The 24,797-nt window shown below is 75.1% G+C and carries 11 protein-coding genes; 9 read left to right on the forward strand and 2 right to left on the reverse strand.

The features are described from left to right. Window positions 1-161 precede the first annotated feature (161 nt). The 9 genes from AB0B83_RS18095 (at window position 162) to AB0B83_RS18135 (ending at window position 21,979) form a co-directional block, all read left to right on the forward strand. On the forward strand, window positions 162-3,449 hold the full coding sequence (locus AB0B83_RS18095; RefSeq protein WP_357579154.1) for an amino acid adenylation domain-containing protein: 3,288 nt from the start codon (window positions 162-164) through the stop codon (window positions 3,447-3,449). A gap of 38 nt (window positions 3,450-3,487) precedes the next feature. Continuing rightward, complete coding sequence (locus tag AB0B83_RS18100) at window positions 3,488-10,033, forward strand: amino acid adenylation domain-containing protein (RefSeq protein WP_357579155.1); 6,546 nt, start codon at window positions 3,488-3,490, stop codon at window positions 10,031-10,033. Then, window positions 10,030-12,495, forward strand: a complete 2,466-nt coding sequence (locus AB0B83_RS18105) for a beta-ketoacyl synthase N-terminal-like domain-containing protein (RefSeq protein ID WP_357579156.1) — start codon at window positions 10,030-10,032, stop codon at window positions 12,493-12,495. The genes AB0B83_RS18100 and AB0B83_RS18105 overlap by 4 nt, the downstream gene beginning before the upstream one ends. A gap of 4 nt (window positions 12,496-12,499) precedes the next feature. Further along, window positions 12,500-13,519: an LLM class flavin-dependent oxidoreductase gene (locus AB0B83_RS18110; RefSeq protein WP_357579157.1), complete on the forward strand. Its 1,020-nt coding sequence runs from the start codon at window positions 12,500-12,502 to the stop codon at window positions 13,517-13,519. Then, entirely contained in the window at window positions 13,516-15,111 is a 1,596-nt protein-coding gene (locus tag AB0B83_RS18115; protein ID WP_311414506.1) for an MBL fold metallo-hydrolase, read from the forward strand. The genes AB0B83_RS18110 and AB0B83_RS18115 overlap by 4 nt, the downstream gene beginning before the upstream one ends. Then, complete coding sequence (locus AB0B83_RS18120) at window positions 15,108-18,698, forward strand: CocE/NonD family hydrolase (protein ID WP_357579158.1); 3,591 nt, start codon at window positions 15,108-15,110, stop codon at window positions 18,696-18,698. The genes AB0B83_RS18115 and AB0B83_RS18120 overlap by 4 nt, the downstream gene beginning before the upstream one ends. Next, window positions 18,695-19,996 (forward strand): aspartate aminotransferase family protein, encoded by a 1,302-nt coding sequence (locus tag AB0B83_RS18125; protein WP_357579159.1) that lies wholly within the window; start codon window positions 18,695-18,697, stop codon window positions 19,994-19,996. Before AB0B83_RS18120 ends, AB0B83_RS18125 begins: the two co-directional genes overlap by 4 nt. A 10-nt stretch (window positions 19,997-20,006) precedes the next feature. Beyond that, window positions 20,007-20,225, forward strand: coding sequence for an MbtH family NRPS accessory protein (locus AB0B83_RS18130; RefSeq protein ID WP_132239871.1), 219 nt, complete (start codon window positions 20,007-20,009; stop codon window positions 20,223-20,225). 443 nt (window positions 20,226-20,668) lie between these two features. Then, window positions 20,669-21,979, forward strand: a complete 1,311-nt coding sequence (locus AB0B83_RS18135) for a condensation domain-containing protein (protein ID WP_357579160.1) — start codon at window positions 20,669-20,671, stop codon at window positions 21,977-21,979. Between the two features lie 58 nt (window positions 21,980-22,037). Here the strand turns inward: AB0B83_RS18135 and AB0B83_RS18140 are convergent, their stop codons facing one another. Both AB0B83_RS18140 and AB0B83_RS18145 read right to left on the reverse strand, forming a co-directional pair. Further along, window positions 22,038-24,314 carry a condensation domain-containing protein gene (locus tag AB0B83_RS18140; RefSeq protein ID WP_357579161.1) on the reverse strand — a complete coding sequence of 759 codons (2,277 nt, stop codon included), beginning with the start codon at window positions 24,312-24,314 and terminating at the stop codon, window positions 22,038-22,040. Continuing rightward, on the reverse strand, window positions 24,311-24,797 hold a 487-nt coding region (locus AB0B83_RS18145), incomplete at its 5' end, for a phosphopantetheine-binding protein (protein WP_357579162.1). The genes AB0B83_RS18145 and AB0B83_RS18140, both read right to left, overlap by 4 nt.

Consider the following 24,797-nt stretch of genomic DNA (forward strand, 5'->3'; position numbering starts at 1 on the left):
TCGTGAATTGTGAGGTCAAACCCCTATTACCGCTCATCATGCTGACTAAGCGCTCAGCCGGCCTGGTAGAGATCGAGGATCGGCACCCGCATCGGTGCGACGCTCGCGTCCGGTGGAGGCCCCGGACCGCGGCCGGATCACCGACGGACAACGGAGGACCAGTGGGACGGCAGGAGCATCCGGTCGCGAGTGACGTCACGCAACGCGTGGCGCGGCTGTCCAGTTCGGCGCGGGCGCTGCTCGACGAACGGCTGCGCGCCAGCCGCTCCGATCCGGCACCCGCCAGCGCCGCCATCCCCCGCCTGGACGCCGCCGAGGCCCCCCTGTCCTTCGCGCAGGAGCGGCTCTGGTTCATCGAACGGCTGGAGGACGACGCCGTCCACCACAACGACGCCACGCTGCTGATCCTGACCGGCTCGCTCGACCAGGTCGCGCTGCGCCGGAGCATCGAGGAGGTCGTCCGCCGGCACGAGATCCTGCGTACGGCCTTCCGCCAGCTCGGCGAGCGGGTCGTGCAGGCCGTCACGCCGCCCGCCCCGCTGAGCATCGACGTGGTCGACCTGCCCGGCGCCACCGCGCACCCCGACGACGCCGTGCTGCGGGCCGCCGTCGAGCGGGAGATGCGGGTCCCGCTCGACCTGGCCGCCGGCCAGAGCATGCGGACGGTGCTCTACCGGATCGCCCCGGACGTGCACGTGCTCGGGGTCACCGTGCACCACCTCGTCTGCGACCTGTGGTCGTTCACCATCTTCTGCCGCGAGCTGGCCGCCACGTACGCCGCGTTCGCCGCCGGCGCGACGCCGGACCTGCCCGAGCTGCCGATCCAGTACGCCGACTACGCCGCCTGGCAGCGCACCGCGGTCGGCGAGGAGCGGATGGCGGCCCACCTGCGCGAGCGCGTCGACGAGCTGGCCGGCGTGCCGCCCCTGCTCGCCCTGCCCACGCGGGGCCCACGCCCGGCGGTGCAGCAGTTCGTCGGCGCCTCCGAGTGGTTCCGGCTCGGCGCCGCCGACGCGGACCGGATCCGCGCCCTCGGACAGCGTCAGGGGGCCACCACCTACATGACCCTGCTCGCCGCCTTCACCGTGCTGCTCGCCCGGCACAGCGGGCAGCGGGACATGGTCGTCGCCAGCCCCATCGCGACGCGGGAACAGCACGAGCTGGAGCACCTCATCGGCTGCTTCCTGAACATGATCGTGGTACGCGCCGACCTGTCCGGCGAACCGACCTTCGCCGAGCTGGTGGGCCGGGTCAAGGCGGCCTCGCTGGACGCGTTCCGGCACCGCGACGTGCCGTTCGAGCGGCTCGTCGCCGCGTTGCAGCCGGAGCGCAGCCGCAGCCACCAGCCGCTCGCGCAGGTCGCCTTCGTGCTCCAGAACGTGCCCACCAGCCGGCTGGACCTGCCCGAGCTGCGGGTCGACGTGCACCAGATGGAGACCGGCCGGTCCCGGATGGACCTGACGGTGAAGATCACCGAGACGACCGACGGGCTCATCGGTGAGTTCGAGTACGACACCAGCCTCTTCACCGGCGAGTCCGTACGCGACCTGGCCCGGCAGTTCGAGCTGCTGCTCGTCGAGGCGGCGCGGGAGCCCGACACGAGCGTGTGGCGGCTGCCGATGCTCGACGACGCGCAGCGGCACCGGATCCTGCACGAGTGGAACGACACCGCCGCCGACCTCGGCCCCGAGGCGCTCGTCCACCGCCTCGTCGAGGCGCAGGCGCGGCGTACGCCGGACGCGGTGGCGGTCGTCGAGGGCAACGTCCGCACGACGTACCGCGAACTCGACGAACGGGCCAACCGCCTGGCGCACCACCTGCGCGACCTCGGCGTCGGCGTGGAGGACCCGGTGGCGGTGTGCCTGCCCCGCTGCGCCGCCGAGGTGGTGGCGATCCTGGCGGTGCTGAAGGCCGGCGGCTGCCACCTGCCGGTCAACCCGCGCGACCCGCAGGCCCGCCGGGACGCGCTGCTCGGGCAGGTCCGCCCGGCGGTCGCGATCTCCGCCGGGGACCTGTGCGACGAGGTGTGGAGCCCGGGCCGGCGGATCATCGACCTGGACGGCGAGTCGTCGCTGACCGCCACGTGTCCCGCCACCGACCCCGCCGTGCCGCTGCACCCGGACAACCTGGCCTACACCCTGTTCACCTCCGGCTCCACCGGGCAGCCCAAGGGCGTGCAGGTCACCCACCGCGGGTTCACCAACCGGATGCTGTGGGCTCAGCGCAACTTCCCGCTCGGCCCGCACGACCGGGTGCTGCGCAAGGCGGCCTGCACCTTCGACGTATCCCTGGACGAGCTGTTCCGGGCCCTGTTCAACGGCGCGGCCAGCGTGCTGATGCCCGAGACGGCGACCTTCGACCCGCGCCGGCTGGCGGCGGTGATCGCCCAGCACGGGGTGACCGACGCCGACTTCGCGCCGACCGCCCTGCGCGAGGTGCTGCTCACCGCCGACGCCGCGGACCTGAAGTCGCTGCGGCGGATCGTCTCGGGCGTGGAGGAACTCACCCCCGAGACGCAGCGGCTGGTCTTCGACCGGCTCGACGTCACCATGTTCAACCTGTACGGCCCGACCGAGGTGTCGGTCTCCTGCACCGCCTGGCCGTGCGACCCCGACGACGAGCGGCCCTTCGTCCCGATCGGCCGGCCGATGGCCAACGTCCGGGTATACGTGCTGGACGAGGCGATGCAGCCCGTGCCGCCGGGTGTGGCCGGGGAGGTGTACGTCGGCGGCGCCGGGCTGGCCCGGGGTTACCTCGACAACCCGGCCCTGACCGCGGAGCGGTTCCTGCCCGACCCGTTCGCCGACACGCCCGGCGCCCGCGTCTACCGCACCGGCGACCTGGCCCGGTTCGGGCCGGACGGCGTCCTGGAGTTCCTCGGCCGGGGCGACGGGCAGCTGAACCTGCGCGGCTACCGCATCGAGCCGGGCGAGGTGGAGTCCGCGCTGCGCCGCCACCCGGCGGTCCGCGAGGCCGCCGTCGTCGTACGCCGGGACCCGCCCGCCAGGGACGCCCGGCTGGTCGGCTACGTCGTCGGCGACGACCTGCCGGGCACCGCGGACCTGCGCGCCCACCTGCGCCGGCGGCTGCCGGACTACCTGGTGCCGGCCGCCTTCGTCAGCCTGCCCCGGCTGCCGCTGACCAACCACGGGAAGCTCGACGTCGCGGCGCTGCCACCACCCGGCCAGGACGAGCCCGGCGCCGCCGGGGCCGACGGGCCGCGTGACGAGCGCGAGCGGGTGCTCCTGGACATCTGGTGCGACGTGCTGGGACGCGAGGGCATCGGCATCCACGACGACTTCTTCGACCTCGGCGGCGACTCCCTCACGGCCACCCGGATCGTGGCCCTGGCCGGCGCGAAGTTGGGGGCGGACGTCGAGGTGGCGGTCATCTTCGACGCGCCGACGGTGGCGGAGCTGGCCGCCCGGCTCGCGCCCGGGCAGCCGTGACCCCCGGCCCGACCCCTGCGCAGCGAGTGGAGAGCCAGATGACCGAGCACCCCGGCGCCCTGATCCACGAGGCGACCGACGTCGTCAACCTGGGCGCCGCCCTGTCGCACCAGGCGCGGGTCCAGCCCGACGGCCCCGCCCTGCACCTGGTGGCCGAGGACGGCTCCGCCGACACGGTGGACTACGCGACGCTCGACGCCCGGGCCCGCCGGGTCGGCGCGGCCCTGGCCGGGCACTGCCGTCCCGGTGACCGGGTGCTGATGCTCGTCGGGGCGGGTGTCGACTTCCTCGCCGGCTTCTTCGGCTGCCTCTACGCCGGCACCGTGCCGGTGCCGCTGGCCGCCCGGCTCAACCGGGCCAGCGCCCCGGTCGTCGGGCGGATCCTCGACGACGCGCAGGCCACCGCTGTGCTGGCCGCCCGCGCGGTCACGAGCGCCGTGGACCTGACCACGCTCATGCCCGGTCGCCGGCTGCCGGTCCTGGAGCTGGAGTCCCTCGACGCCGCGCCCGCCGGCTGGCAGCCGGCGGTGGCCGAGGGCGGACTGGCGTTCCTCCAGTACACCTCGGGCACCACCAGCACCCCCAAGGGCGTGATGGTCAGCCACGCGAACCTGCTGGAGAACCTGCGGGCCATCCGCCGCTCCTTCGCCTTCGACGACGCCACGGTGATGGCCTCCTGGCTGCCCCCGCACCACGACATGGGGCTGATCGGCACCCTGCTCACCCCCGTCTACCTCGGCGTGCCGACGGTGCTGATGGACCCGGCGACGTTCATCCGCACCCCGGTGCGGTGGCTCCAGGCGATCAGCCGGTACCGGGCCACCATCAGCGGCGGGCCGAACTTCGCCTACGACCTGTGCGTGCGCAAGGTCGCCGAGGCCGACCGTGCCGCCCTGGACCTCAGCTCCTGGCGGGTGGCGTTCAACGGCGCCGAGCCCGTACGCGCGGCGACCCTGCGCGCCTTCGCCGAGGCGTTCGCCCCGCACGGTTTCGACGAGCGGGCCTTCCTGCCCTGCTACGGACTGGCCGAGGCGACGCTGCTGGTCGCCGGGCGGGCGCGGGCGCAGCGGCCCGTCGTGACCACGGTGGCCGACCCGGACCCCGCCGGACCCGCCCACCGCCCCGGCACGGAGGTGGTCGGCTGCGAGATCCTGCCCGAGGCGGAGGTCCGGATCGTCGACCCGACCGGCCACCCCGTCCCCGACGGCACCGCCGGCGAGATCTGGGTCCGGGGCGGCAGCGTCGTCGACGGGTACTGGAACCGGCCGGAGGAGTCCGCGCGGACCCTGCACGCCACCCTCGGCGGCGACCCCGACGACGGCCCCTACCTGCGCACCGGCGACCTCGGCTTCCGCCAGGACGGCCACCTGTACGTCCGCGGCCGGATCAAGGAGACGGTGGTCATCCGCGGCCAGAACCACTACCCGGACGACATCGAGCAGACCGTCCGCGCCGCCTGCCCCCGCCTCGGCGGACGGATCGCGGCCTTCGGCGTGGACGTCGCCGACGACGGCCACGGCGTCGGCGAGGCCGTGGTCCTGTGGTACGAGACCCGCTCCGACCGGGCGTCGGACGAGGCACCGGCCATCGCCGAGGCGGCCCGCCGGGCCGTGGTGACCGTCCACGGCCTCGACCTGCACCGGGTGCTGGCCGTACCGCCCGGCACCATCCCCGTCACCACCAGCGGCAAGACCCGTCGCGGCGACTGCGCGCGGGCGTACGCGGCGGGCAGCGCCACGATCGTCGCGGACGACCCCCTGCGCCCGGCGGCGCGCCCCGCCCTGGCCGCCGCGCCGGCGCAGGCGCAGCGACTGCGCGCCCTGGCCGGCGGGCTGCTCGACGTCGACCCGGAGCGGATCGACCCGGACCGATCCCTGCCGGAGCTCGGGTTCGACTCGCTGCGGGCCGTGGAGCTGCAACACCTGATCGAGGGGGAGTGGGGCGTCCGCCCGGCCCTGACCGACCTGCTGGGCGACAGCACGGTGGCCGAACTGGCCGCCGCGCTGCCGTCCGCGCCCGCGCCGGCCGACCCGCCGGCCACCCCGGCCGCCGCCGACGGGCCCTACCCGCTGTCGTACGGCCAGCGGGCGATCTGGTTCCAGGGCGCCCTCGCCGAGGACCCGGCCAACCTCAACCTGTGCCGCGCGGTCACCGTCGACGGCGAACTGGACGCCGCGGCGCTGGCCCGCGCCGTGCGCGACCTCGGCGTGCGGCACCCGGCCCTGCTCACCCGCTACGACGACGCCGGCGCCGAGGTGACCCAGCGGGTGGCCGACGACGCCGAGGTCACGCTGGAGGTGCGCGACGCGGCGGGCTGGCCGGCGGGCCGGCTCGACGAGGAGATCGAGGCGGAACTCGGGGTCGGCTTCGCCGGCCCGCCCCTGCTGCGCGCCGTGCTGTTCCGGCACGCGGCGGACCGCCACACGCTGCTGCTCTGCACCCACCACAGCGTCATGGACGTGTGGTCGCTGGCGGTGCTGGTCGAGGACCTGGCGACCGGCTACGGTCGGCACGCCGCCGGGGACGACGCGGCGCCGCCCGCACCCGCCGCCCACCCGGCCGAGTTCGTGGCCTGGCAGCGGTCCTTCCTGGACGGCCCCGCCGGCCGGGAGCTGACCGCGACGTGCCAGGCCCAGGTCGCCGACCTCGTGCCGTTGGACCTGCCGACCGACCGGCCCCGCCCGTCGGTGCGCACCTTCCGGGGCGCCGCCCACGCGTTCCGGCTCGACGCCGACCTGTGCGCCGGGATCGACGCGCTCGCCGCCGCGCAGGGGGTCAGCCGCACCGCCGTGCTGTTCGCCGGCTACGCGGCGGTGCTGTCGCGCTACGCCGGTCAGGCGACGTTCCCGCTCGGCTTCGTGCACGCCGGCCGGGTCCGCGGCCGCTTCGCCGACCTGGTCGCCTACCTGGTCAACCCGCTGCCGGTGCCGGTGGACCTGTCCGCCGACCCGGAGTTCGGCGCCCTGGCCCGGGCGGCCCACGACGCGGTGCTGGCCGCCTCCGACCGCGCCGAGGTGCCGTTCGGGCGGATCGTCGAGGGGCTCGGGCAGGCCGCCGACGCCAGCCGCGGCGCGCTGCTCAGCGCGGCCTTCGCCTACCAGCACGGGCGCGGCACCGACCGGCTCGGCCTCACGCCGATGGTGCTCAACCACGAGGGGGCGCTGGGGGACTGGGCCGGGCTGCGGGTGCGCAGCCGGCCGGTGCGGCAGCGGGCCACCTACTACGACCTCTCCCTCTACCTGGGCGAGCACGACGGCGAACTGCTGGGCACCTTCGACTACAGCACCGACCTGTTCGACGCCGACACCATGGGCGTGCTGGCCGAGGCGCTGACCGCGCTGCTGTCCGCGGCCGTCGCGGCGCCGGCGACCCCCGTCGGCGCCCTGCCCCTGCTCGGCGCCGAACGGCACCGGCAGGTGCTTGTGGAGTGGAACGACACCGCGGCCGACTACGACACCGACCGGTGCGCGCCGGAGATCGTGGCCGAGCAGGCCCGCCGGACCCCGGACGCGCCGGCCGCCACCGACGGCACCACCCGGCTCACCTACGCCGAGCTCAACGCGGCGGCGAACCGGCTGGCCCACCGGCTGATCGGGCTGGGCGCCGGCCGGGGCACCCGGGTCGGCCTGCTGGTGCCCCGCTCCACGGTCAGCCTCACCGCCGTGCTGGCGATCCTCAAGACCGGCGCCGCCTACGTGCCGCTCGACCCGTCGTACCCGGTGGAGCGGCTGCGGTTCATGCTCGCCGACTCCGGGGCCCGGCTGCTCGTCGCCGCCCCCGGCGCGGCCGTCGACCTCCCGGACGTCGAGGTCGTGGACCCGGCCGAGGAGTCCCTCGCGACCGAGGACGACAGCGATCCGCGGCCGACGGCCCACCCCGACGACGTGGCCTACGTCGTCTACACCTCCGGGTCCACCGGCACCCCGCAGGGCGTACTCGGCCTGCACCGGGGCATCGTCAACCGGCAACGGTGGATCATGGACCGCTTCCCGGTGGGGCCGGACGAGGTGGGCAGCCACAAGACCTCGCTGAGTTTCTTCGACTCCGGCGGCGAGATGTTCCTGCCGCTCTTCGCCGGCGCCCCGGTCGTCGTGGTGCCCGAGGACGTCGGACGCGACCCGGTACGCCTGGTCGACCTGCTCGCCCGGCACCGGGTCACCCGCCTGGTGGCCGTACCGTCGTTGCTGCGGGCCATCCTCGACGGCGTCGCCGACGTCGGCGGACGCCTGTCGGCGCTGCGCTACTGCCACTCCAGCGGGGAGGCGCTCACCGCCGACCTGGCCGCGCGGTGGCTGGCGGCCCTGCCCGGCTGTGTCCTGGTCGACCTCTACGGCTCGTCGGAGATCTCCGCCGACGTGACCCTGGACGTGGTCACCGGACCGGAGCGGGTCGGCAGCGTCGGGCGGCCCATCGGCAACACCCGGATCTACGTCCTGGACGAGGCCATGCGGCCGGTGCCGCCCCGCTTCGCCGGCGAGGTGTACGTCGGCGGGGCGGGCCTGGCCCGTGGCTACCTCGACCAGCCGGCGTTGACCGCGACGCGGTTCGTCCCCGACCCGTACGGCGACGGCGGGCGGCTGTTCCGCACCGGTGACCGGGGCCGGTTCAGCCACGACGGCCGGCTGGAGTTCCTGGGCCGGGCCGACCACCAGGTGAAGGTCCGCGGCTTCCGGATCGAGCTGGGCGAGATCGAGGCGACGCTGCGGGCCCACCCCGGGGTGGCCGCCGCCGTGGCCGCGCTCGCCGAGGCGCCGGGCGGCGGGGAGCAGCGGATCGTCGCGGCGGTCGTGCCCCGGCAGCGCGGCGGGTCGTCGGCGCCGACCGGAGCCGATCCGGGCGGGGCGCCGGCCACCACCCGGGTGTCGGACTGGCGGCTGCTCTACGACCGGATGTACACCGAGGCCGGTCCCGCCGAGGAGGCCCAGCAGGCGATCTGGACCAGCAGCTACACGGGCGCCCCGTTCACCGACGTCGAGATGGGCGAGTGGATCGACCAGGCGGTCCGGCGGATCCGGGAGCTGCGCCCCCGCCGGCTGCTGGAACTCGGCTGCGGCACGGGCAACCTGACCCTGGCGCTGGCGCCGGACTGCGAGGCGTACGTCGGCACCGACTTCTCCGCCGCCGGCCTGAAGGTGCTCGAACAGCGGCTCGACGCCGAGGGGGTGGACCGGGACACGGTCACGCTGCTGCTGCGGGAGGCCGACGACATCACCGGCATCGAGGCCGGCAGCTTCGACACCGTGGTGCTGCACTCGGTGACCCAGTACTTCCCGCACCACGACTACCTGCGCGGGGTGCTGCGCGCGGCGGTCACCGCGGCCTCGCCCGGCGGGCGGATCTACCTCGGCGACGTACGCGACCTCGACCTGCTGGAGGTGTTCCACGCCTCGGTGGAGCTGGGCGCCGAGCCGGAGCCCGGGCTGACCGTCGCCGAGCTGCGCCGCCGCGTCGCCGCCCGGGTGCTCGCCGACGACGAGCTGGTGCTGGCCCCCGACCTGTTCCTCACCGCGCCGGACTGGCTGCCCGGGGTGACCGGGGTGGAGCTGCACCTCAAGCGCGGCCGGCAGGCCAACGAGCTGAGCGCGTTCCGCTACGACGTCGTCCTGCACGTGGGCACCGCCTCCGACGGCGACGCCGCCGGGACGGTCGAGCCGCTGCGGCTGGACTGGACGCGCGACGGGCTGGACGTCGCCCGGCTGCGGAGCCTGCTGCGCGGCAACCGCAACCGCCCGGTGGAGGTACGCGACGTGCCGAACGCGCGGCTGGTCACGGTCGCCGGCCCCGTACGCAGGCTGGCCGGTCTCGCCGACGCCGACCCGGTGACCCGCCCGACCGGCGAGCTGCCGCCCGGGGTCGACCCGGAGGACTGCTGGAGCATCGGCGAGGCGCTGGGCCGACGGACCGCCGTGGTGCCGTCGACCGCGCGCGAGCCGTACACGATGGACCTGCGGTTCTGGCCCGCGTCCCGCCCGGACGACACGGTCGGCTGGACCCCGCCGCGGGCCCGGCGCGCCGACTGGCCGGAGCTGGCCAACGACCCGCTGGGCGCCACCGCGCGGCGGGACCTCCTGCACGACCTGCGCACCCACCTGCGGCAGCGGCTGCCGGAGTTCATGGTGCCGCTGCTGCACCTGGTCGACGAGCTGCCGACCACGGCGACCGGCAAGGTGAGCCGGCGCGCCGTCGCGGCCGAGGCCACCGAGGCGCTGGCCCGGCTGGGCGCGGGCGCCACGGCCCGGCCGCTCGCCCCGGCGGCCGGCGGGCTCCAGGCCCAGGTCACCGAGATCTGGCTGGACGTCCTCGGCGTCGGCGCAGTCGGACTCGACGACAACTTCTTCGACGTCGGCGGCAACTCGCTGAGCCTGGTCCAGGTGCACATCCGCCTGCAGGAACTCCTCGGCCGGCAGTTCCCGCTCGTCGACCTGTACGAGCACACCACCGTGCGCAAGCTCGCCGAGCACCTCGGCGAGCCCGCGCGCCCGGCGACGGACCCGCCCGTCGACCCGGGGCCCGACCGCAACGAGCAGGTGGCGAACCGCCGCCGGTTGATGCGCCAGCGTATTCAGGAAGTGGGAAGTCGATGAGCAGCGAGATGGACATCGCCGTCGTGGGGATGAGCGGACGGTTTCCGGGTGCGGCGAACGTCGCCGAGTTCTGGGAGCTGCTCCGCAACGGCGTCGACGCCGGCCGCGAGCTGACCGCCGCCGAGCTGGACGCCGTCCCGGCCGAGGAACGCGCCGACCCGGCGTACGTGCCGGTGTGGTCGGGCATCGAGGGCGCCGACCGGTTCGACGCCCAGTTCTTCGGTTACTCGCCGACGGACGCGACGCTTATCGACCCGCAGCACCGGATCCTGCTGGAGTGCGCCTGGGAGGCGCTGGAGGACGCCGGCTACGACAGCCGCCGCTTCCCCGGCGACATCGCCGTGTACGCCGGGTGCGGCCTGAACCAGTACCTGCTCTACCACCTGCTGCCCCAGCAGGAGCTTGTCGACTCCGCCGGCCGGCTGGGCATGGCCGTCGCCAGCGACAAGGACAACCTGGCCACCCGCATCTCGTACAAGCTCGACCTGACCGGGCCCAGCATGACGGTGCAGACCAACTGCTCCTCGGCCCTGGTCGGGCTGCACCACGCCATCAGCAGCCTGCTCGACTACCAGTGCGACATGGCCATCGTGGGTGCGGTCAGCGTCAAGAACCCGGTGCCCCGCGGCTACCGGCACGAGGCCGACGGCATCAACTCGCCCGACGGCCGCTGCCGGGCCTTCGACGCCGAGGCCGCCGGCTACCACCTGGGCGACGGCGCCGGCGTGGTGGTGCTGCGCCGCCGGGAGGACGCCGAGGCCGCCGGCGACCGGATCTACGCGGTGGTCAAGGGCTCCGCGGTGAACAACGACGGCGCCGGCAAGGTCAGCTTCGTGGCGCCCGGCCGGTCGGGCCAGGTGCGGGTGATCCGCCGGGCGCTGCGGGTCGCCGACGTCGAGGCGGGCTCCATCCAGTACGTCGAGGCCAACGGCAGCGGCACCCTGATGGGCGACTCGATCGAGGTGTCCGCCCTGGAGGAGGCGTACGGCGCGGCCGGCGCGTCGGGTGCCGGATGGGCGATCGGCTCGGTCAAGCCGAACGTCGGCAACCTCGACACCGCCTCCGGCGTGACCTCGCTGATCAAGGCGGTCCTCGCCATCCACCACGGCGAGCTGCCGCCGTCGATCCACTTCCGCAAGCCCAACCCGCAGACCTCCCTCGACCGGGGGCCGTTCCGCGTCAACGACATGCTGCGGGACTGGCCCGAGGCCACCGGGCCGCGCCGGGCGGCGGTCAGCTCGTTCGGCGTCGGCGGCACCAACGCGCACGTCATCCTCGAACAGGCGCCGCCGCCCGCGCCGCCGGGGTCGAACCCGCCGGCCGTGCTGCTCGCCGTCTCCGCGGCCGGCGGCGAGGCGCTGACCGCCGCCGCCAACCGGCTCGCCGAGCACCTCAGGCGTCACCCGGAGCAGGCCCTCGCCGACGTCGCCTACACCAGCCAGGTCGGCCGTCGCGCGTTGCGCCACCGGGCCTTCGTGGTGGCGACCGACGCCGGGGAGGCGACCCGCGCGCTGTCCGCCGTCGGCGCGGGCGAGGCGTCGCCGGAGACCGCCACGGTCGCGTACGCGTTCCCCGCCACCTGCCCCGACCTGGCCGCGCTGTGCGACGCCCTGCCCCGGCTGCGCGCGGAGGTCGACCGGGTGGCCGGTGAGCTGGGCGTCGACCCGGCCGCCGGCGGGCCGGGCTCCGACGCGGCCACCGTCACCGGGCAGCTCGCGCTCGCCCGGCTGCTCGGCGCCTGCGGCGTGTCCCCGGTCGCCGCCCACGGCGAGGGTCCGGGCGCCGTGACGGCCGCCGTCGTCGACGGCCGCTGGACGGTGGCGGAGGCCGGGCGCGCCCTGCGCGCCGGCAGCCACCCGCCCGCGCCGGCCGGGGCGCCGGCCGAGGCCGACCTGACGCTGGCCGTCGGCCCGGCCGAGGCGTCGACGCTGGCCCTGACCGACGACGCCGGGAGCCTCCGTGGGCTGCTCGGCGCGCTCGGCGAGCTGTGGTGCCGGGGCGTCGACGTGGACTGGGCCGCCCTGCACGAGGGCGCGTCGCGGCGTCGCGTCGGCCTGCCGACGTACCCGTTCCAGCGGACGCGGCACTGGGTCGACCCGGTGGCCGTGGCGCCCGTGACCGGCCCGACGCCGACGGCACCGGCCGCCGACGCCCAGCCCGCCGCCGACGCCCAGCCCGCCGCCGGCTCGGTCCTGGAGGAGGCGGTGGCCGCCGTGTGGCGCCGCCGGCTCGGAGTGGACCGGATCGGGTTGCACGACTCGCTGCTCATGCTCGGCGCGGACTCGCTCAGCGCCGCCCGGACGCTGCGCGACCTCGCCCAGGCCTTCCACGTCGACCTGCAACTCGGCGTGTTCCTGCAGACCCCCACCGTCGCCGCGCTCGCCGAGGTGATCGACGGCAAGCTGCGCGAGGCGCAGGAGATCCGGGCCGCGCTCGCCGCGGTCACCGAAGAGGGAGCGTGAGGCCGTGCCCGACGTCAGCTTCATCACCGTGGTGCCCCGGGTCCGGGACCTGACCGCGTACGCGGACACGGCGATGTCCGTCATCCGCCGCACCGACGCGGCGGACCTCGACGGGGTGCTCATCTTCACCGGCAGCGGCGCGGTGCTCGACCCCTGGGTCCTGGCGACCGCCGCGGCGGCCGGCACCACCCGGCTCAGCCCGCTGGTCGCCGTGAACCCCGTCTACCAGCACCCGTTCACCGCGGCCCGGATGGTCGCCTCGCTCGGCCTGCTCTACCAGCGGCGGATCGACCTCAACCTGATCACCGGCACCGCCGTGAGCGACCTGGACGCGCTCGGCGACCGGCTGGACCACGACGACCGGTACGCGCGCCTCGCCGAGTACGTCGAGATCATGATGGGGGTGCTGGGCAGCCGCCGACCGTTCAGCTTCGACGGGCGGTTCTACCAGGTGTCCCGGTTGCAGCTCACCCCCGGCCTTCCCGCGCACCTGCTGCCCCGGCTGTTCGTCGCCGGGCAGTCCCCGGCCGCCCGGCAGGTGGCCGAGCGGGTGGGCGCCACCAGCATCCAGATGCTCACGGCGGCCCCGCCCGACGCCGACGGGGCACCGGGCGCGCTGAACTTCGGGCTGCTGACCCGGGCGACGGCGGAGGAGACCGAGCGGGTCGCCGAGGCCCGTTTCCCGGAGGACCCGGACGGCGCGAAGATCACCGCGGTCACCATGGCCAACACCGACTCCGTCTGGAAGCAGCGGCTCTTCGCCGAGGCGGAGGCCGGCCACGGCGCCGTCACCGTCGACCCGGCGTACCGGCTCGCGCCGTTCCGCTCCGGCCAGGCGGACGGGCCGTACCTGGTGGCCGACCACGCCGGGGCCGTCGAGCGGCTGCTGGCCATGATCCGGGCCGGGGTGCACACCTTCGTGCTGGACACCCCCACCGACGACGAAGACTTCCACCACCTCGCACAGGTCGTCCGGACCGTCCGGGACCGACTGCGTACGGACTTCACCGAGGGAGCGCGATGAACCAGCCCTTCGCCAGCCACGACCTGGTGCACGCCCGCCCCAACCTGGCGCTGGAGCCGCTCATCCACCGGTACTACGCCTGGCTGAACCTGGTGTCGCCGGTGCCGGCGGCGATGAACTTCGCCAAGCTGCACGTGCCGCTGCTGCGCTCGTTCCTCGACGCGCCGGCGCTGCACCGCCGCTCGGCGCGCGACCCGAAGCTGCGCGGCGGCATGTTCGTGGACCTCGAGGACGACCAGCTCGACGGGGTGTCCGACCTGGCGACCCGGCTCGCCGACGGACCCATGCCGGAGCTGTCGGCGGCGATGGACGAGCTGACGGTCAACCTGGAGAAGCTCGCCGACGGCTTCGACCTGACACCCCGCTACGGCGAGATCCCGCCGGCCCTGCGCGGCTACGTCGAGCTGGTCTACGACCTCAACGACCACGCCCGGATCCGGCTCGCCGAGCGGATGCTCTACCGGTCGCGGCACTTCGACGAGACCGCCCACTCGGTGGACCTGTCGCTGGCCACCGGCGACGAGCGGCCCTTCGCGATGACCACCCCGCGGTTCCCCGGCAACGGGCACGTGCAGGCCACCATGCCGCTGCGGGACCCCCGCATCGACCTGCTCTTCTCCACGATGACCACGGCGCGGCCCTTCGGCGAGCTGCGGGAGGCGTTCGACGTCTCCGACGCCGACCTGGCGACCTTCAGCGGGTTGTTCTCCGCCGAGCCGGGCGGGAGCCCGGACCGCAACCTGGACGGCCCGGGGCTGCGGGTGCGCTACTTCGGGCACGCCTGCGTGGTCGTGCAGTCCGGCCCGGTCACCGTGATGACCGACCCGTTCCTGTCCGACGCCCTCGGCGACGGCGACCGGTACGCCTACGCCGACCTGCCCGACGTCATCGACTACGTGCTGATCACGCACGGGCACCAGGACCACCTCGAACTGGCCAGCCTGCTGAAGCTGCGGCACCGCATCGGCACGGTGGTGGTGCCGAAGACCGCCGCCGGGGCGTTGCAGGACCCGTCGCTGCGGCTGTGCCTGGAGGCGCTCGGCTTCCCCAACGTGGTCGACGTGGAGCCGGGCGAGACCATCGAGCTGCCCGACGGGCAGATCGTGGTGTGCCCGTTCGTCGGCGAGCACTGCGACCTGGACATCGCCGCGAAGGTCACCTACTCGGTGCGTACCGGCGGGAAGAACCTCTACTTCGGCGCGGACAACCGCTGCGTCGACCCGGCCCTGTTCGGCCACATCCACGACATGATCGGCGACGTCGACATGGCGTTCCTCGGCATGGAGTGCGACGGCGCCCCGCTGTCCTGGATGTACGGTCCGCTCTTCTCCCGCCGCATCGACCAGAAGATGAGCCGCAGCCGCAAGCTCAACGGCTCCGACGCCGTCGAGGCGATGGGCATCGTGCGGCGGCTGCGGGCCCGGCAGGCGTACGTGTACGCGATGGGCCGCGAGCCGTGGCTGGTGTTCGTCATGGCGACGAACTACACCGACGAGTCGTACCAGCTCAAGCAGATGGCGGAGTTCTTCCAGCGCTGCGCCGACGTCGGGGTGCCGGCGCGGGAGCTCTACGGACGGGCCGACCTGGCATGAGCCGCACCTGGACCTGCCGTTCGCAGTACGTGGCCACCCGCGACGGGACCCGGCTGGCGGCGTACGTCTTCCGGCCGGTCGGCCAGCGTGACCCCGCGCCCGCCGTCTGGGCCCACGACCGCTACCACCAGGTGTCGCCGCGCCCCGGGCGCGACGACTTCCTGGCGGTGGTACGCGCCGAACTGGCGGACGTCGACCTCACCGACATCGACGACCTCGGCGTGGCCGAGGTGGCCCCCGGGGAGGTGACGCTGCGGGCCTTCCCGGTCGCGCAGCGCCTGCTGGCCCGCGGCTACGTCGTGGTGGTGGTGGACAGCCGGGGCAGCGGCGCGTCGTTCGGCACCAGCGACGGCCCCTTCTCGACGGTCGAGGCGACCGACACGTACGACGTCACCGAGTGGATCGCCGCGCAGCCCTGGTGCGACGGCCGGGTCGGCATGTTCGGCCGCTCCTACCTCGGCGTCTCGCAGTACCTGGCGGCGAGCACCGCCCCGCCGCACCTGGCGGCGATCTTCCCGCAGATGGCGCTGTTCGACCTGCACCGCTTCGCCTGGGACGGCGGGGTGTTCCGGGACGACTTCGCCCGCGCCTGGGGCGAGGACGTGCGCGAACTCGACATGCGTGGCCCCGTCGCGCCCCTCGACGACGACCCCGACGGCCTCCTGCTGGCCGCCGCCCGCGAGCAGCACGTGGCGAACCGGGACGTCCGGACGATGTTCGCCGGCCTGCCCGGGCGCGAGTCGCGGCTGGCCGACACCGGCGAGGCGGCGTACCTGACCCGCAGCCCGTCGGCGCTGCTGGAGGCGATCAACGCCTCCGGGGTCGCCGTCTACCACCTGGGCGGCTGGCACGACGTCTGGGCGCGCGACGCGACCGAGTGGGCCCGCCGGCTGACCGTGCCGCACCGGGTGGTCATCGGCCCCTGGCCGCACACCGGCGGGGTGCTGGGCGGCGCCGGCTACAACCTGGCCGACGAGCACGTGCGCTGGTTCGACCACTGGCTGCGGGGCCGCGACACCGGGATCATGGACGGCCCGGCCGTCCGGTACCACGTGCTGGGCGCCGACGCGTGGCGTACCGCCCGGTCCTGGCCGCCGGAGCCGGCGACGACCGGCACGTGGCACCTCGGCCCGGCCGGCGAGCTGGGACCGGAACCCCGGGCCGGCGAGGCCCGGCGGTACGAGGTCGACTACGCCACCACGTCCGGCAAGACCAGCCGGTGGGCCAGCGGCTACGGCTCGCCCTTCCAGCGCCCGGACCTCACGGACAACGACACCCGGGCGCTGTGCTGGACCTCCGAGCCGCTGACCGAGGCGGTCGAGCTGGTCGGCGCCCCGGTGCTGCGCCTGGCGGCCCGGGTCACCGACGGCCCGGCGGACGTCTTCGCCTACCTGGAGTCGGTCGCCCCCGACGGCACCTCGCTGTACGTCACCGAGGGCTGCGGCCAGGTCGACGGCGCTCCCGGCGACTCCCGCCTGGAGATCGAGCTGCACCCGATCGCGTACCGGTTCGCGGCGGGCGACCGGATCCGGCTGGCGGTCACCGGGGCGGACGCGGACAACGCGCTGACCGTGCCCCGGGACGTCGCGCCGGTGCTGACGGTGCGCCACGACGCCGACGCCGCCCCGACGCTCGAGATGCCCCGCGCGGCAACCCTCGAACGGCGCGACGCCGACGACGAGACGGCCCCGCTCTCCGTGGCGCAGCGGGCGATCTGGCTGGCCGAGCAGGCCGGCACGAGCGGAGCGGCGTACCACCTCGACGCGGCGGTCGAGCTGACCGGGCCGGTGGACGCCGGCGCGCTGCACGCGGCGGTCGACGAGATCGTCCGCCGGCACGAGGCGCTGCGGACCACCATCGTCGAGGTCGACGAGGAACCGGTCCAGCGCATCCACCCGGCGGCGCCGCTCACCATCGCGCGGTTCGACCTCACCGACGCGCCCGCCGACGGCTGGGCGGGCGACGAGCGGGTGACCGGATTCCGCGACCGCCGGTGGGACCTCGCCCGGGAGTGGCCGATCCGGGTCGCGACCGTGCTGCTGCCCGCCGGCCGGACGGCGTTGCTCCTGGTGGTGCACCACGTCGCCGCCGACCCGACGGCGGCGGAGATCTTCTTCGCGGAGCTGGCCCGGCTCTACCCCTCGTACGCGCGGGGGGAGCCGCTCCGGCTGCCGGACGTGCCGTGCCGGTACGCGGACGTGGCCCGCCGCCAGCAGGCCGAACTCGCCGGGCCCGGCGCGGCCGACCAACTCGCCCGGTGGCGGCGCTACCTGGACGGCGCCCCGCAGGTGATCACCCTGCCGACGGACCGGCCCCGGCCGCCGGTCCTGGACCACCGGGGCGGGTCGGTGCGCTTCACCGTCGCCGACGACCTCGCCGCCCGGCTGGTGGCGGCGGCCGCCGCCGCGCGGACCAGCCCGTTCACCCTGCTGACCGCCGCGTTCGCCCGCACCCTGAACGCGTACGGCGCGGGCGACGACCTGCTGATCGGCACGCCGAGCCTGCAACGCGACGACGAGTCGACCCGCGACCTGATCGGCTGCCTGGTCAACCTGCTGCCGCTGCGGATCCGGGTCGACTCCGACGCCACCGTGGCCCAGTTCCTGCACGACGTACGCGGCAGCGTGCTGACCGCGCTGGAGCTGCGCCGGGTGCCCTTCGACACGCTGGTCGGCGAGCTGCGCCCGCGCCGGGACCCGGCGGTCTCCGCGCTGGTGCAGGTCTGCGTCCGGTACGGCCGGGCGGTGCCGGACCGGTTCCGGCTGGGCGCGGTCGAGGCGCTGCGGCTGGAACCGCCGGAGTGGACCTCGGCGAAGTACGACCTGGCGCTGGCCGTGAACCAGGTCGGCGAGGACCGGATGGTGGGCAGCCTCGACTTCCGCCTCGCCCTGTTCGACCGGGCCACCGTCCAGCGGATCCTCGACTCGATGCTGACCGTGCTCGACCAGCTCGTCGCCGACCAGGAACGGCCGGTGGGGGAGCTCTCCGCCATGCCCCGCCGGGAGCTGCGGGCCGTGCTCGACGGCTGGAACCCGGCGCGGCTGCCGGACGCGCTGGTCGGCCAGGACGACCTGCCGGCCGCGGCCCGCTGCTACGTCCTCGACGACCGCGCGCGGCCCGTGCCGGTGAACACCCCGGGGCGGCTGTGGGTCAGCGGCGTCGGCGAGGTCGACGACCCGTACGCCGGGACGCCGGGGGCACGGATGCGGGACACCGGGGCCACCGTGCGGTGGACCACGGCGGGACGGCTGGAACTGGTGCCCGCCGCCCCCGGGCGGCCGACCGCCGCGCCGGAGGCCGCCCCGGACGCGGCGCAGCCGACCGACGCGCCGTCCGGCCCGGCGACCGACGACGGCCGCTCCGAGGTGCTGGACCAGCTCGGGCAGATCTGGGCCGCCCTGCTCAAGGTCGACGGCGTCGAGCCCGGGGACGACTTCTTCGACCTGGGCGGCGACTCGCTCTTCGCGATCCGCCTGATCAGCCGGATCCGCAAGGCGTACCAGGTCCGGCTCTCCCTGCAGGACGTGTTCGCGGCGCCGACGCTTGCCGAGCAGGTCGACCTGGTCCGCGAACGGCAGGCGTCGTGACCGGGCCGGTCTTCTACCCCTGGTCCGCGCAGGAGGAGATCGATCCGGTCCGCGTGGCCGGCGGCGCGGGCAGCTGGTTCTGGGACGAGCACGGCAACCGGTGGCTCGACCTGCACGCCCAGATGGGCAACCTGCACCTGGGCCACCAGCACCCGGCCCTGGTGGCGGCGCTGCGCGAGCAGGCCGGACGGATGTGCACGATCGCGCCGTCGTTCGCCGTCGACGTCCGCGACGAGGCGGCCCGGGCGATCGTCGAGGTGGCACCGGGGGACCTGGAGACGGTCCTGTTCACCACCGGCGGCGCGGAGGCCGTGGAGCACGCGGTGCGGATGGCGCGGGTGGTCACGGGGCGGCCGAAGGTGCTCGCCGCCTACCGGTCCTACCACGGGGCCACGGCGGGGGCGCTGGCGTTGACCGGTGACCCACGCCGCTGGCCGGTGGACACGGCCAGCGGCGGCGCCGTGCACTTCACGGGCCCGTACCCGTACCGCAGCGAGTTCCACGCCGAGAACGCCGCGCAGGAGGGCGAACGGGCGCTGGAGCACCTGCGCCGGATCGTCGGGTACGAGGGCCCGGACACGATCGCCGCGATCCTCGTCGAGCCGGTGGTGGGCAGCAACGGCGTGCTGGTGCCGCCGGACGGCTACCTGGCCGGCGTCCGCCGGCTCTGCGACGAGCACGGCATCCTGCTGATCGCCGACGAGGTGATGACCGGCTTCGGCCGGTGCGGCCGGTGGTTCGCCGGCGACCTCTGGGGCGTGGTGCCCGACCTGATGACCTTCGCCAAGGGGGTCAACTCCGGCTACGTGCCGGTGGGCGGGGTGCTGCTGTCCCGCGCGGTGGCGGCCCACTTCGCGCACCGCCGCTACCCCGGCGGGCTCACCTACTCCGGGCACCCGCTGGCCTGCGCCTCCATCGTGGCGGCGCTGCGGGTGCTGCGGGAGGAGAAGCTGGTCGACCGGGCGGCCGCACTCGGCCGCGACGTGGTGGGCCCGGCGCTGGCCGAGCTGGCCGAGCGCCACCCGATCGTCGGCGACGTCCGCGGCGTCGGCCTGGCCTGGGCCGTCGAGCTGGTCCGGGACCGCGCGACCCGCGAGCCGCTGGCGCCGTACGCGGCCCCGGGGACGCTGGCGCCCGAGATGGCCGCCGTCCTGGCGGCGTGCAAGCGGCAGGGCGTCTGGCCGCTGGCGGCGGGCAACCGGCTGCACCTGTTCCCTCCGTTGACCATCACGGAGGAGGAGCTGACCGCCGGGATCGCCGGGATCGACCGGGCCCTGACCGAGGTGTCCGAGCTGTGAGGAGAAGAAGATGACGGTGGAGCAGACGGAGACGGCCGACATCTGCCGGGTCGTGGTCAACGACGAGGAGCAGTACTCGATCTGGCCGGACGGGCGGGAGATCCCGGCGGGCTGGCGGGAGGAGGGCTTCGTCGGGCCGCGCGCCCGGTGCCTGGAGCACATCGACTCGGTGTGGACGGACATGCGCCCGCTGAGCCTGCGCCGGGCGATGGCGGGCGAGGCACGGTAGGAGACGTCAGGGTCCGGCCGCGCGGCGCGCGTCGCCCGGTCGGGCCGCCTCCCGCCCGTACCACGATTACTTCCCGCGAGCGGAGAGCGGCGGGCGGTAATTGTGTGCGCGGGTCCTGCCTATCGCAGGAAAAACTTCGGGTTGCGGAGTCGGGACCGAGATATTAACGTTTATCCACAGTGGACCCCGGCGGTTCCGGATGGGAGTCAAGATGCGTGCTCACTGCTACACGGCAACGACTCTGGTGGACATCGACCTCGTGGTTCGGCCCCGCAGGAGCCGGCTCGCCTGACAGCTGGAAAACAGGGGACCACGGTCTCCGAGGCAATTCTGGTACGACCCTCTGAAATGCGTCTTCCGGAACGTCGGTAGGCGATCTCGTCAATTCGCAGATCAGTTTATATTTGGTCCGCCGGGGCCATCTGTCCTTTCGGGGGATTCGGGTGCGGGACCATTTCGAGACGAGCGAACACCAGGAATACCTGTGCCGTCTCGACGGCCGGGTCGGTCCCGCGACCCTGATGACCCAGGTGTGTCACCGGCTGGACGGTGACGTCGACGTCGAGGCGTTGCGTCGCGCCGTCGGGCGGCTGGCCGAGGCGCATCCGTTGCTGCGCCGGGCGTTCGCCGAGCACGACGGGTACGTGGTACTGCGCGACGGCCGCGACCGGGCCGACCTGGAGGTCGTCGAGGTGCCCGGCGACCGGGCCGCCGTCGACTGGTGCCAGGCCGCCCTGCGGCGGCCGGTGGACCTGTGGGCCGGGCCGTGCTGGACGGTCTCGCTGGCCCGGACCGGCACGGGGAGCTCCTACCTGCTGCTGCGCGCGCACATGGCGCTTCTCGACCACCACTCCCTCGACCTGCTGGTCGACGACCTGGCCGTCCTCTACGGGGCGGAGCTGGGCGCCAGCACGGGCCAGCCACCCGCCGCCGAGCCGATCGACGACGTCCTCGACCGGCTCTTCGAGCTGGGCGAGGAACAGGCGGAGGAGGACCTCGACTGGTGGCTCGACACGTTCGGCCGGCTCGGCCCGGTGGAGACCGGAGCCGACCTGACCGATCCGTTCGACGCGGCACCCGACGGGCCGCCCCCGGCCCCCGGTGGTCACCTCGCGCAGGCGCACGTCCCCTCCGGCGGGATCGTGCCTGCCGTGCGCCGCCTGCGGGTCTCCCCGTTCGCCGCGTACACCGCGGCCCTGCTGGGCGCGCTGGGCGGGCCCGCCGCCACCCGGTCGTTCCGGGTGGCGTTCGTCGTGGACATGCGGTCGTTCCTCGACTGCGAACGCGTCGTCGGCCAGCTGAGCCAGGCCGCGGTCCTGCGGGTGGACGTGCCGCCGGGGATCGGCTTCGCCGACCTCAGCCGCCGGGTCGCCCACCAGGCCGCCGAGTCGCTCGGCCACCAGGCCGTCCCCTTCGAGCGGGTCGTCGTGGAGCTGAAGCGGCGCGGGGTGCCTGTGCACCTGCTGGCCCCGGTCTCGGTCAACTACGCCCTGCTGCGGGCGATCGACTGGCCCGGCGCCACCGCCGAGGCGATCGAGCTGGACAGCACCTCGGCGCTTGACGACACCGCCGGTCTGGGCGGCTACTTCGACCAGCTCGACGGCCAAGAGCAGCTACGGATCAAGCTGTACGCCGCTGCCTCCTCCTACAGCGCCGGACGCACCGACGAACTGCTGGCGGAGACCCGGCGGTGCCTGGAGGTCGGGCTGGCGTCGCCGGATCAGCCCCTCGCGGCCGGCGCCCCCACCGCCTGACGGCACCCGCCCTCCGCAGAGCCGCCCGGAACTGCCGCCGGGGGCCGGGCGCCACCGCTCACCGGTCCTCCAGCGCCCGGGCCAGCCAACCGGCGATCCGTTGCACCGTGGGCCGGCGCAGCAGCGAGTAGTGGTCGCCCTCGTACTCGTGGACGGTGGTCCGGGCGCCGACGTAGCGCTCCCAGCGCGGCTGCCAGCGCGGCGACGCGGAGGCCTGCACGACGGTCAGCGGCAGCTCCGCGCCCTCCGGCCGGTACCCGGCCACGGCGGTGACGTGCCGGGCGAAGGTCTCCACCCGGCGGCGCACCTCGCGCACCGGCAGCGCCACCGGGGTCACGCCGGCGTCCACCAGCCACCGGCGCAGCAGCATCGTCTGTTCCTCGACCGGCAGCGCGGCGAGCGTCGCCGCCGCCGGCGCCGGGTGGTCCCGGCCGAGGGACGCGGCGAGGTCCGCGGCGAACCGGGCCGCCGTCGCGGCGTCGTCGGTCCCCTCGCCGGCCGGGCGCGCCTGCCCGGGCGCGGTGTCCAGCACCACCAGCAGGTCGACGGAGCGTCCGGCCCGCACCAGCCGGCGGGCCATCTCGTACGCGAGCAGGCCGCCCATCGACCAGCCGCACAGCCGGTACGGGCCGGCCGGCCAGCGGGCGACGACCTCGTCCAGGTACGCCTCGGCGAGCGCGTCGATGGAGTCGCCGGTGGCGTCGGCGGCCGACTCGATGCCGACCAGGTGGTACGCGGGCAGCAGCCGGGCGAGTTCGGCGTACGCGCCGACCGTGCCGCTGACGGGGTGCGGCAGGATCAGCGGCGGGCGGTCGGTCGGCCCGCCGAGGTGCACCAGCGTGCCGGACCCCGTCCCGCCCGGCCGGGCACGCACCGCGGGCGGCGGGGTCGCCGCCCGGACGTCCGGGGCGGGCCGGCGCACCGGCAGCGCGTCGACGGTGGCGTGCGGGTCGGCGACGACCGCGTCCAGCAGCGCCACGAAGTCGTCGGCGACGGCGGCCATGTCCGCCGGGTCGAACAGCCCGTCGCGCCAGGTCCAGGCCGCGACGAGCCCGCCCGAGGCGTCGGTCAGGACGTCCAACTGCACGTCGAACTTCGCCGTGCCGGTGTCGACGTCGACCCAGGCGGTGCTCAGGCCGGCGAGTCGGGGCGGGGGCGCGGGCCGGCCCTCCACGCTGAACGCGAACTGCGAGAACGGCATCCGGCCCGGCACCCGCGCCGGGCGCACCTCGTCCACGATCCGTTCGAACGGCACCGCCATGTGGGCGTACGCCCCGAGGGTCAGCTCCCGGACCCGGTCGACCACCTCGGCGAAGGTCGGGTTCCCCGCCAGGTCGCCGCGCAGCACCACGGTGTTGACGAAGTACCCGATCCGGCTCTCGTCCGCCTCGCTCGTCCTGCCCGTCGTCGGCGACAGCACGGCGACGTCGCTGCTGCCGGTGCGCACGGACAGCAGCACCAGGTACGCCGCCAGCAGCGTCATGAACGAGGTGGCCCGCCGGGACCGGCCCAGCCGGGTGAGGGTGGTCGTCACGCCGCGGTCCAGCGGCACGTCCAGCCGCCGCCCGGCGGCCAACGCCCCGGGCACCCGGTCGCGGACGCCGGGCAGGTCCAGGTCGGGCAGGCCGGCCAGCCGCTCGCGCCAGTAGGCCAGTGCCGCGTCCGGGTCCTCCGGGTCGTCGACGAAGTCGTCGTCCTCGTCGTCGGGCACCGGCGGATCGAGGTCCGGCGTCCTCCCCGCCCGCAGCGCGTCGTACGCCGTGGCGAGGTGGTTCCAGAAGACCGGGCGGGACCCGCCGTCGAAGACGATGTGGTGCACGGTGACCGCGAGCAGGTGCTCGTCGGCCCCGCAGCGGATCAGCACCGCCCGCAGCAGCGGGCCGTCGGCCAGGTCGAACAGCTCGTCGTGGGCCCTCTCCAGCTCCTGCCGGACCCGCTGCTCGCGGGTCGCGGGGTCCGTCGCGCCGAGGTCGACGACCGGCACCGGGACCGGCGCGCAGGGACCGATCCGCACGAGCACCTCGTCGTCGACCATCGCGAAGGTGGCCCGGAGCAGGTCGTGCCGGTCCGTGACGGCGGCGAGCGCGCCGCGCAGGGCCGGCAGGTCCAGCTCGCCGGTCATCCGCACCACGGTCAGGATGTGGTACGCGGTGCTGGTCGGCTCCAGCTGTTGCAGGAACCAGAGCTGCCGCTGGGCCACGGTGGCGGGACCGGTCGGCGTGGTGCCCAGCCGCTCGCGCAGCAGCCGTACCAACAGGTGCCGGTGCTCCTCCGCCGGCCAGCCGGGCGGCGGTCGCAGCAGCGCGGCGACCGGGTCGGGCGACGGGCCGCTCATCGGGGTGCTCCTGTCTCGTCGTACGGCGGGCCGGGCCGGGTGGCGGCGGCCAGCGCTCGTCGGGCCTGGTCCTCGGTGAGCGCGGCGACGGCCTCGCGCAGGCCGGCCACGGTGTCCACCCAGCCGGGCCGGCGCTCGACGCGGCGCAGTTCGCCGGCCAGCCCCGCGATCGTCGGGTCTCGGAACAGTGCCGCGACCGGCAGGTCGACCTCGAACGCGGCACCGGCCTGCGCGGTGACCTGGGTGGCCAGCAGGGAGTGCCCGCCGACGGCGAAGAAGTCGTCGCGGACTCCGATGCCCGCGACGGGGGTGCCCAGCACCGTCGCCCAGATCCCGGCGAGCTGCCGCTGCACGGCGTCGCCGGGCGGCGCGGAGCGGACGGTCGTGGGGTCCGGTGCGGGGAGTGCGTTGCGGTCGATCTTGCCGTTGCGGGTGAGGGGGAAGTGGGGCAGGGCGATGATGGCGTGGGGTACGAGGTGGCGG

This window comes from Micromonospora sp. NPDC049060 (genome assembly GCF_040649055.1).
In the GTDB taxonomy this organism is placed as follows: domain Bacteria; phylum Actinomycetota; class Actinomycetes; order Mycobacteriales; family Micromonosporaceae; genus Micromonospora; species Micromonospora reichwaldensis.